This is a genomic window from Deltaproteobacteria bacterium GWA2_45_12 (assembly GCA_001797365.1).
Classification (GTDB): Bacteria; UBA10199; UBA10199; order UBA10199; family UBA10199; genus UBA10199.
Map to the genome: position 1 here is coordinate 226 of MGPH01000068.1, position 10,478 is coordinate 10,703.

A 10,478-nucleotide genomic window follows, 5' to 3' on the forward strand; every position below is an offset into this window, starting at 1 on the left:
CTATCTTCATCATTACGATCCAGATAATTTTCATCGGAGCATTCAGTAGATGGCAAAGCGCGGAAACGGTCCCCATTTTGAGAGGGAACACGGCATGAAACACCTCCATATAACGAAATAGCCTTGGTGATGTTGATGGTGCCATTTACTTCAATGTCATTTTTATAAACGTAAATAATATGTTTGTCGTTATTGGCCGCATCAAGAGCTTCTTGCAATGTTTTAAAAGGGGAGTTGAATTCGCCCGTGCCACTGGCTGCGACATCAGAATCAACAAAGAGGGCTTCTCCTATTTTGCCAATGTGACCATCACAATTGTAATCAGGTTCTCCGATGATCTCGGCGTGAGTTGAATCAGGATTGATCTCAGCATTGCTGTCATCGCAGTCGCCTTCGTTGGGTGTGAACCCATCATTATCTTGATCGGCATCGCCTCCGGCACCGCCACCCGGTGGAGGAGGGGGTGCTGCTGCACACACGGGAAGAAGATTCTGGTTTAAAGGGTCTTGATCATCGGCATCACAAGCGGCCACAATGCCGTCATTGTCAATGTCGCAAACGGCAGGATCATTACACACTGGATTGGCCTTTGATTTATTATTGTCACTTGAAGAGCAGGCAAGAAAATGGGAATAAGAAAAAAGGAGCCCTAAAATAAGAATTTTGAAACTAAAGTTGAAATTTCCCATGACCCTTTTATATAGTGCAATCCAAGTGCCAAAAGTATAAATGTAAATATCTAAAATTGCTTGTGTTTTTTTGAGTGAATTTGCCTAACCGTTCAATTCTATGACTTTTTCTCATTATGAATTTGACTAAATTTCTCATTCGAAACAAATTCACCTTTAACTTATTGGCGGTATTCATCATTTTGGCTGGTCTTGTGGCCCTTTTTCGCATTCCCCGCGATGTATGGCCGCCGGTCAATTTTGATATTGTTAGTATTCGTACCCCCTATGCCGGAGCCACCGCCGAGCAGATTGAAAAACTCATCACCTATCCTCTAGAGAAAGAACTTAAAGAAGTAGATGACATCAAGGAAATGAATTCCATTTCGGCGGAAGGGTATTCGCTTTTGCTTTTGGTTCTTGAGCCCGATGCCAAAAATAAAGACCGCATAGTAAACGAAATCCAGCGTGCGGTGGATCGTGTGGAAGATTTTCCCGATGATTTAAAAGACAAGCCCGTTGTACGGGAACTAAAAAGCGATCATGAACCCATCATGGAAATAGCCCTGTCCGGACCGACCGATCAGTTGGTTTTGCAGGACTGGGCCAAAAAACTGGAAGACAAATTGCTGGATATTCCTGAAGTCACTTCGGTTCTTAAAAGAGGATATTACGAAAAACAATTTCATGTGTTGGTTGATCCGGAGAAAGTCTTGGCGGCTCATGTTTCCCTTGTTGAAGTGGCACGTGCCTTGGAAAAACAGAATATCAATAGGCCCGGAGGGTCTTTGTACGATGCACACGGAGAATGGCTGGTTCGTACGACGGGGGAATTTAAGAATGCCGAAGAAATAAAAAAAGTGGTGATTCGTTCCAACGACCAGGGGCATCATCTGACAGTGGGGGATGTGGCCGCAGTCAATTTTGCCCATGAAAAACCTGTCATTTATTATCGTGCGTATGGCAAGCCTGCCGTTATCCTGCAGCCCGTCAAAAAAAAGGAAACCGATATTTTTGTATTGAAGGAAAAAATCCAGAAAACCCTGGATGAAATGAAGGAGATGGGGCCATCCGAACTCCATTTTTCACTGATCAACGATTTTTCTTATTATGTGGAGCGAAGACTCAATGTTTTAAGATGGAATGGCATCATTGGATTTATTCTGGTGATGATTCCCCTGTTTCTTTTTTTCTCACCCCGAATGGCCTTGGGGACACTGATCGGCATGCCCACGGCTTTTTTGGCGACCATTGCCGTGATGCAATATTTTGGAATCACCATCAATCTTCTTTCGATGTTCGGATTGATCATGGTGATCGGTATGTTGGTGGATGAAGATATTGTCATTGCCGAAAACATCCACCGTCTTTTGAAAGAGGGAAAATCATACTGGGAAGCAACCGTTTACGGCACACAGGAAGTGACCAAGGCGGTGATAGCCACGGTGCTTACAACGATTACGGCCTTTCTTCCCCTTTTAATGATGACGGGCATCATGGGAAAATTTGTGCGGCAGATTCCCATTGTTGTGATCATCACCCTTATTGCCTCGCTTATTGAAGCACTCATTATTTTACCCGTTCACATTTATACTTTTAATCAGAATAAAAAGAGCCTCGCCAGTGACCATTTTCATGACAAATATTTTGGCCCCCATGTCATTGACCGTTTTGGGCAGTGGATTCGTTTTTTGGTGGCCCATCGTTATAAAACCCTCTTGGGTACTTTTGTTTTCACAAGCCTTGTGGGGATATTATGGTTTTTTAAAATTCATTTTGTTCTTTTCCCATCGGGTGGCATTGAACAATTCTTTGTGCGTGCCAAAATGCCCACCGGCACTTCCCTGGAAATAATGGCGGATAAAATGAAAGAGGTGGAGGCCCTTGTGGCCACCCTTCCCAAAGATGAGCTTGATCACATGTTGACTGAAGTGGGAATTTCACAAAATGATCCCAATGATCCTTTTACAAAACGGTCTTCCAATGTGGCCCAGATTGCCGTGTTTCTTACTCCCGAATCCAAGCGGGATCGCGAGGCCAGGGAAATTATCGAATCGCTTCGTGTGTCTGTAAACAAGATCAAGGGCTTTGAAGAGCTTTCTTTTGATGATGTCAACCCCGGTCCCCCTGTTGGAAAGCCTGTGGCCGTGCGTCTTAAAGGAGAAAATTGGGAGGAGCTTGAAGCTTATGCAGAAAAAGTAAAAACGGTTTTACGCGATCTTCCTGGAATTTCGGATGTCGTCGATGATTTTGATCCCGGAAAAAATGAAAAACGTCTTACTGTGAATCGTGACAAAGTGGCCCAGAGCGGGCTTACCTTGGACGAAGTGGCGACTTCCGTTCGTTTGTCTTTTGATGGCCTTATAGCCACAACAATCAAGGAAGGGGATGAAGATATTGATGTTTTGGTGCGTTATCCCGAAGCCATGGAACATGATCCAAAAACCCTGGAAAAAATCTTTATTCCCAACAAAATGGATAATCTTGTTCCCTTGATGAATGTAATGAAAGTGGAAGAGGCCAGGGGCGTGGAAGTGATCCGTCATTTTGACAGAAGACGCACCTTGACTGTTTCGGCCGAACTGGATCAGAAACTGAGTTCTTCAAGCAAGATCACAAAAACACTTCAGAAAAAAATGAAGAATGACATAAAAAATAATCATGATGTCACGGTGCATTTTGGTGGAGAATATGAAGAGACCGGGGAGTCATTAAAAAGTTTTTATCAGGCGTTTGGCTTGGCCCTTCTTCTAACCTTTATTATTCTGGCGGCCACCGTCACTGACCCCATTGCTCCTTTTATCATATTGGCCACCATTATTTTTGGACTTGTTGGTGTGGGGTTGGGATTTTTAATTCAAGGAGAACCGTTAAGTTTCCTGGCCCTGCTTGGTTTGGTGGGGATGTCGGGCATTGTGGTGGATGTGGGATTGCTCATTGTGGATTTCATCCATAAAAAGCGGGATGAAGGGTTAAATCCCTATGAAGCCATTATTGAAGGAACCAAATCGCGCTTGCGGCCCATTGTGCTTACCAACCTGACCACTCTTTTGGGAATTATTCCTGCCTCCATCGGCCTTGGGGGTAGGGATCCCTTCATTCAGCCCATGGCCATGGCCCTTAATTGGGGTATTGGTTTTGGATCGTTGGCTTCCCTTTTTTTTATGCCGGTGGCCATGGCCATCGCCCAGGATTTTCGGGAAAGAAGAAAAAAGAAATTATTGGTTACGTCTGGTAAATAAGGGCGCGGCAAGCAGCGCCCCTACGAGGAAAATTCCAAACACGACCACGATGCTGGAGCCCGTGGGTAGGTCTAAAAAATACGAAGCAGAAATGCCGATGATGCTTCCCAAAATTCCCACAATCCATCCCACCAGTAGGGACAATCCTAGGATTGTCCCTACACGATTAACCAACAACATCGAACATAATGCGGGGACGATTAAAAAAGAAAACACCAAAAGAATACCACCTATTTGTACCGAGCTTGTAATGACCACAGCAAAGGTCACATAGAAAAAGAAATCCCAGACTTTCACTTTCAACCCCTTTTTTTTGGCCAGATCAGGATCGGAGGAAACCAGAAACATTTTTTTTCGGAAAATATAATGGATGCCACCCAGCAAGGAATAAATAATCCCTGTTTTTATGATTTGATTCCAACTCACCCAGAGAATGCTTCCATCCAAAATATATTTAATGTGCTCGGTTCCGTGAGGGGAACGGTCGGCCACTAAAATTCCAGCGGCTGAACTGACCACAAACACCACACCGATAATGGCCTCTTGAGGAATTTTCTTAATCCTTGTCACTGAAAGAATTCCAGCCCCTGTTACAGAAAAGGAAAGCGCCATTAAATAAGATGTCAAAGAAGAAGTCCCATGTCCCAACGCAAGAGCCACGGTCATCCCCAGGGCGGCCAATTGCGCCAATGCAATGTCCACAAAGATGACCCCGCGTGCAATGACATGGACGCCAAGGTAGGTGTGGATGCCGGTTAGGACAAGGCATGCGACAAAAGAAGGGAGGAGGAATTCGAGAATATTCATAGGATAAAATAAATCTCCCCTCCCTTGAGGGGAGGGGATTAAGGGGAGGGTGTTGCACGAGGCCACCCTCTCCCCTCAAGGGAGAGGGAAATTAAATAATGTTGATTATTTTTTTTACAATCACGTCAAACAAATCAAAATACGTTTTTATTTCTGGTTCTCCTCCAACCGCTGTTGGAAGCATAATATTCTTTGCTCCTGTTTTTTTACTGAGTTCCAGGCCGGGCTTGGGATCATTGAATGCCTCGGTGATAACAAGAAGAATATGTTCCCGCCGGATTTGATCCTGGACTTCCAGGATGTGTTTTGCGTTGGGAGGGATGCCGGGTTTGGGTTCGATATGGCCTGCCACATCAAGACCGGCCCATTCGGCAAAATAGTTGAAGGTTTTGTGATAAGTGATAATTTTTTGGCCACGCATTCCTTTCAATTGACTTTGCCAAGCAGATATTCTGGATTGCAGTTCCGTCTGAAAAGCATTCAGGTTTTTTTGGTAAATTTCTGCATTTTGAGGATCAAGTTCTTTCAAACGATCCGCAATATTTTTGGCCATGATGAGACCATTTTGAGGATTTAGCCAGTAGTGCGGGTTTCCTATGGAATGAACATCGCCCATCGATCGATCTACACGGCCTGAGGGAATTTCCAAAAAAGGAATTTCCTGCCAAGCCTCCAGATAACCACGTTGGTTTATCTGCACTTTGGGATTCCGCGACTGGGTTTGAAGTACGGGCATCCAGCCAATTTCAAGTTCCAAACCCACGGCAATAAGAAGGTCCGCCTGACTCACCAAAACGGTGTAGCTGGGTTTGGCATCCAAAAAATGCGGATCCTGGGTTCCCTTTCCCAGGCTTTTGACTTCAATCAAATCCCCTCCGACTAAGGAGGCAATCGAAGCCAGATCAGAAGTGGTTGTGACCACCTTGAGTTTGGCATGGGCAAGATGAGAAATAAAAAATGCGAAGAGAAAGAAGGATATAAATTTTTTCATAAAATATTTCCGTAGGGGCGCCGCTTGCTGCGCCCTGAATTAAAATAGGATGCGGCATGTAAGGGGCGCGGCAAGCAGCGCCCGTACAGGATATTATTGGTTAAAACGCATGCGCCCCATGTGGTCCAAGATTGTATTGCATTTGCAAGAACACGGCGTTTACCGCATCCTCATTGAGGGTTTTGTTGTAATCATATTGCAAACGCAACAGAGAGAATTCCGTGGGGGTAAAAGTAAGGGCCGGGGTTATCCGGTATTGTTTTTCCAGGGTATCCGATCCAAATCCCAGGTAGTCGTAGCGCAGGCCCGCATGCCACCGTTTCAAGAATTGATAGTCGACATACGAATAAAAACCATGATCCGTATCCGTTCCTGCCACATTATCCCTACGCCTCGCCATGTATTCGCTTTGCCAGGTAAGACTTCGGTTTGCCCGAGCTTTCCATTTCAATAGGAAGTCCCCACCATAAAGGCCGGTGAGCCTTTGGGTGTCATTGTTTCCCCAGGCTTGGGAAGCCCCAAAAAGAAGAGTTGTTTCATCGGAGAGATCCACACTTGAGGAAAGCCTTGTCTGATAGAGAAAATCCTTACGCAGGTCCGAGTTGAAATTGTTTTCGTTATCCCCATTGCTCATCGTGCCTTGAACTTGAAGGAAAAAGGGAGTGGGGAATAAATAGGAGATTTCCAACCCCACTTCGTTTAAACCTCCCTCCGGGCCGAGCAGATCGGTATTGACCAAGGGGTTATCCGTAAAACTCCACGCATGGGGATGTTTTTGATTCTGCCTTCCAAAGGGAAGTTTGAATTTTCCCGCACGTACCTGCAAGCCCGTGGGGAGGGAGGTTGTGGTGGCGTAGGCTTCTTCAATTTCCACTCCTTCAGGATTAAAGGAAAGGAAGATATCGGCCTTAAAATAAGGATCGATGATCGATTGGATGGCCATTTCAATTTCCGTTAAATTAAATCCCGTTTTTTCCGGATCATCCTCAGCCTGGCCACTTGGATTTTCAGAATAATAAGCCGCGGACGTATTGGCAATGACACTGATATCCGGAAGCATGCGCTGGAACCCGCTCCCAGCCACATTGTATTTGATGGGCCCAAAGGATCTAGTCTCGGTGGAGTTTTGAGCCACGCTAGTCTTTGGTGTCTCTGTTTTTAAAGGTGCAGACTGGTTGTCCGATTGTTGTTTTCTTGTGGCCTCAACCTTGGCGCTTAATTTTTCGATTAGCGTTTGTTGAGCCTGCATTTGCTTTTGCTGGGCGGCAATCTGCTCTTTGAGTTGTTTGAGCTCGTTTAAGATTTCTTGGTTTGTTTCTTGGGAGAAAGCCGGGTGCGAAAAACACAGCACCAAGCCTCCCACATGGAGGAGTGATAATAATTTTTTCATGTTTTTTGCTACCTTCCCTGACCCCTCTCCTTCGACAAGCTCAGGACAACGCTTACAAAGGAGGGAAGAAAGTGAGAAGGGATAGTTGTCATTAAATTTAAAATTGTAGGGGCAAACCTTTTGGAGGATGTTCGCCGACACGTAGTATTGTTTCTGTCATCCCCGAGTGTTTTTATCGGGGATCCATGTTCCCGTTCCCGTCTTAAAAAGAGCGGGGATAGATTCCCGATAAAAACACTCGGGAATGACACTTATTGGAATGTTAAGAAAGCGAGGGCGGCCCTGTTTTTAGAGGCAAGAGAAGAAAAGAATCGAGAATTACAAAAGCTTGAACAAAATTAATTTGTGTTGTTTCTGTAAAAAAGGCCGGAAGAGGGGCTTCGGGTGCTGTAGTAGCAATCTGTTGCTTTAAGTTAAGGCAGAGAGAACATTCCTTTTGATGTTGAACATCATCTGATCGGCTTAAATGAACATGGAAGGGGCTAACAATAAGAAAACCCAGTAAAAAGAAGGTAGCGATTATATGAAGCCGCAATTTGTTTTTGAAATTTTTCAAAGTGCTTTCTTGTAACAATCTACAGTTAAAACTGTCAAATGAGTTTTTAGAAAGAGCTCTTTTTCATAAGTAAATTCCATTCAATTTAAACCCTCTTTTTCACCCAAAAAAATATCAATAAACTATTGATTTTAAATATTAATTAACATAGTTCCTTCAAGTTTGGAGATGAAAGCAAAATGGATATTATTATAGCCCCACCCTTACAGGAATATTTGTCTAGGTTACCAATGACCTTTGATTGGGAGGCTTTGGCGCGTGGAGATTTAAATGAAGAATCCGAAATAACTCATCGAAGGGCCTTACTGGCTGTTCCTCCTGAGTTAAGACAAGCCGCTGATGAACTAAGAACCCGTCTTGGTTTGGATGCGCAAAGGGGCGATCTTCGTTTGCTTGCAGCCCACGATTGGCGTCGTTATGTTCCAAGTGGCCTATCGACAGATCCCTTGATTTCCCCTGAATTATTAGCGGTTCGCTTAGCACAATTTACACCCGAGCGGTTGTCTGTTCCTTGGCAACCCGGCCCTCCCTACAAAATTCCTCCCGAAGTTGATCCTGTACGCACTCAATCGATTATGGCCTTTGGTGAAAGGGTCAATCATCGTGTGTTAAGTGATGCTAGGTTGCGCACGGCCCGTGTCATGTTTGGTTTTGCGCCCGAGGAAGATTTTGTGAGGGAAGATTATGTTGTGGATGGGCAAGGTCGTCGCGTTCTTTTGGGGGACATCATGGGAAGCATGACCAGCCTAGCCAATCCTGATGGGAGAATTTTAAGATCGGTTTCCCCTCCCTATGCCATGGCTTTCCTAAACGCAGCCATTCCTGCCGATAGGAAGATGTCTTTTGTGGTGCCCCAGACTTTTGAAGAATTTAAACAAGCCTTTGATTCATCCTTTGATGGACAAGGGCCTGAGGTTTTGTTGCTGTCGGGGCTGAATGTGAATACGCGTGTCCTCTTGCAGATGAACCTCTATGCCCGCAGTCGCGGTGTAAAAGAAGTGTGGTTAGGTAATTATGCTGCTGCAGGGCCCTATAGAATTCTGGATGAGGCCTTTGACCGCTGCTTTTGGGGAACGGGAGAGGAATATCTTTACAACCGGTTTGTAAGTGAAGAGGTGCCCGATTATTTTCCCCATCCACCAGCGGAAGAAATGTTGGCAAACGTGGAATGGTTGCGTTTAAACGCGCAAGATCAACCGGAACGAGTGAATTTTCAAACGCTGCATATCTCTCTTCGCTTGGGTTGCTCCCAATTTTGTTCCTATTGTGCCGAGCACATGTTTTCTCACGGTTCCCGCAAGCCTTACACAGTGGATGAAATCAAGGCTATGATCGACGATGCTTATGCACGTGGTGTGAGGCGCGTGTATTTTGTCGATCCGGATTTTGGAAGGATTTGGAAAGATGAGAATGAGGGGGAGATTTTAAGGTATTTAAGTTCAAAACCCCAACCCATGAAATGGTCCTGCTTGGTGAGTGTGCGTGCTCTTTTGGAGCATGGGGAGGAAATGATTCAAAATGGACTTACTTCCGTCTATCTTGGCATTGAAACCTTAGCCCCCGTTCATGGGGACAGGCTTGATGTGATGAATAGGGGATGGCAATCCCAAGAAGCGACCAAGCGCCTGCTTTTAAACTTAAGAGAAAATGGAATTCTGGTTTTTGGTTTATACATGTTGGGAAACCCCAATGAAACCATGGCGGCTGTTCAAGCGGGAGTTGTTGCTTTGGCTGAGCATCTGCCCATCTCTCAAATCAGTACCAATCAACCTTTTCCCGCGACCCAGGAATTTTCCAGGGCAATAAAAAACGGTTGGATTTTCAATTTTGATCCCGATGACATGCGCTATGGAAAAATGGTTTGGGCTCCCGAAGGAGTTTTGCTCGACCCTGATGCAATGGCCGCAGAGTATCTGGCGGCCCATCAACAGGTGAATGATTTGTACAGACCTGGAGGGTTTTTTGATTTTCAAAGACGAAAGGTAAGGGGACAGATTCTAGCAGAAGGTCCTGTTTCATTGACAAGAGATGTGAATGTTCAAGCTCTTTTGGGAGATGAAGAAGATCTTGTGCAAATTGGGGATCCGGTTTCCAGCGCCAAACCAGTAACTGGCCCCAAGATTCATCCTGCAGGCGGCGGAGCACGGAATCCCAAAGGCCCGGTTTATCGTGCACCAGGCGGAGCATTTCATCTTTTTGGATGGAACAAAACAATGTCCCGTAATCCTTGGATGCCTTCGGCGGTGAGATTTAGGTAGAAACCCCGCGACGCGGGGGCCCTACGATTAATCCATCCAATTTAAAATAAAACGACACCACTTTTTTTACAGGCATTTTTTAAGGACTTGTCTTTCGTTGCCAGAGCAGAGCCTGTTCTCATTGCCAGTTCCAAATAGCAGGCGTCATAGGAAGTGAGCCCATGTTCCCTGGCTAAAAAGAGATATGTTTCAGGATTTTTTGGTTCCTCATCTATTCTTAAGGGAAGAGAAGTCAGTAAATCTAAAAACCGGGCCGTATCTGCTACTGTTAGCCGGCCCTTTCTTTCTGCCATTACAAGAACATTGGATACTTCCAAAAAAAGAAGGGAAGGAACATGGGCCTTGTTTTTTGAGAGTGAATCCAAAACTTTTACAGAATGGGCATCTTTTTCATCTTGAAAACACCAGCTCATGACAACAGAACAGTCCAAAACGATATCCATTATTTTCTCCCGGTAGATATTAGTTTTTTAAGCTTAAGGCGGCCCAAACTATGTTTTTTGCTGAAGTTGTGAAGAGCTTGAATGGTTTCTTCAACAGATTTCTCTGTTGTTTTTGTGGCAGGA

7 protein-coding genes and 1 pseudogene are annotated in these 10,478 nt (G+C 44.9%); 2 read left to right on the forward strand and 6 right to left on the reverse strand.

Annotated features, from left to right (window positions below):
* A pseudogene (locus A2048_10995) lies at nt 1-689 on the reverse strand (hypothetical protein).
* A 116-nt stretch (nt 690-805) separates the two neighbouring features.
* Between A2048_10995 and A2048_11000 the strand changes: the two are divergent.
* Nucleotides 806-3,910, forward strand: a complete 3,105-nt coding sequence (locus A2048_11000; protein OGP07209.1) for a hypothetical protein — start codon at nt 806-808, stop codon at nt 3,908-3,910.
* Here the strand turns inward: A2048_11000 and A2048_11005 are convergent.
* From A2048_11005 to A2048_11020, 4 genes are all read right to left on the reverse strand, one after another.
* Nucleotides 3,887-4,717: a hypothetical protein gene (locus tag A2048_11005; GenBank protein ID OGP07210.1), complete on the reverse strand. Its 831-nt coding sequence runs from the start codon at nt 4,715-4,717 to the stop codon at nt 3,887-3,889. The genes A2048_11000 and A2048_11005 overlap by 24 nt on opposite strands.
* A gap of 91 nt (nt 4,718-4,808) precedes the next feature.
* The gene (locus A2048_11010; protein OGP07211.1) at nt 4,809-5,708 is read right to left on the reverse strand and encodes a hypothetical protein; all 900 of its coding nucleotides are present in this window, start codon (nt 5,706-5,708) and stop codon (nt 4,809-4,811) included.
* Between the two features lie 100 nt (nt 5,709-5,808).
* Nucleotides 5,809-7,098 carry a hypothetical protein gene (locus A2048_11015; protein ID OGP07212.1) on the reverse strand — a complete coding sequence of 430 codons (1,290 nt, stop codon included), beginning with the start codon at nt 7,096-7,098 and terminating at the stop codon, nt 5,809-5,811.
* 262 nt (nt 7,099-7,360) lie between these two features.
* Nucleotides 7,361-7,654 carry a hypothetical protein gene (locus A2048_11020; GenBank protein OGP07213.1) on the reverse strand — a complete coding sequence of 98 codons (294 nt, stop codon included), beginning with the start codon at nt 7,652-7,654 and terminating at the stop codon, nt 7,361-7,363.
* A 230-nt stretch (nt 7,655-7,884) separates the two neighbouring features.
* On the opposite strand from A2048_11020, the gene A2048_11025 reads away from it, so the two are divergent.
* Complete coding sequence (locus tag A2048_11025) at nt 7,885-9,912, forward strand: hypothetical protein (GenBank protein ID OGP07214.1); 2,028 nt, start codon at nt 7,885-7,887, stop codon at nt 9,910-9,912.
* A 41-nt stretch (nt 9,913-9,953) separates the two neighbouring features.
* On the opposite strand, the gene A2048_11030 is transcribed toward A2048_11025, so the two are convergent.
* Nucleotides 9,954-10,355, reverse strand: coding sequence for a hypothetical protein (locus A2048_11030; protein ID OGP07215.1), 402 nt, complete (start codon nt 10,353-10,355; stop codon nt 9,954-9,956).
* Between the last annotated feature and the right edge of the window lie 123 nt (nt 10,356-10,478).

What these genes read in the sequence shown, in the direction of transcription:
- A2048_11005 (OGP07210.1), bottom strand. Translation starts at nt 4,717, where the DNA reads ATGAATATTCTCGAATTCCTCCTCCCTTCTTTTGTCGCATGCCTTGTC.
- A2048_11010 (OGP07211.1), bottom strand. Translation starts at nt 5,708, where the DNA reads ATGAAAAAATTTATATCCTTCTTTCTCTTCGCATTTTTTATTTCTCAT.
- A2048_11000 (OGP07209.1), top strand. Translation starts at nt 806, where the DNA reads ATGAATTTGACTAAATTTCTCATTCGAAACAAATTCACCTTTAACTTA.
- A2048_11030 (OGP07215.1), bottom strand. Translation starts at nt 10,355, where the DNA reads ATGGATATCGTTTTGGACTGTTCTGTTGTCATGAGCTGGTGTTTTCAA.
- A2048_11015 (OGP07212.1), bottom strand. Translation starts at nt 7,098, where the DNA reads ATGAAAAAATTATTATCACTCCTCCATGTGGGAGGCTTGGTGCTGTGT.
- A2048_11025 (OGP07214.1), top strand. Translation starts at nt 7,885, where the DNA reads ATGACCTTTGATTGGGAGGCTTTGGCGCGTGGAGATTTAAATGAAGAA.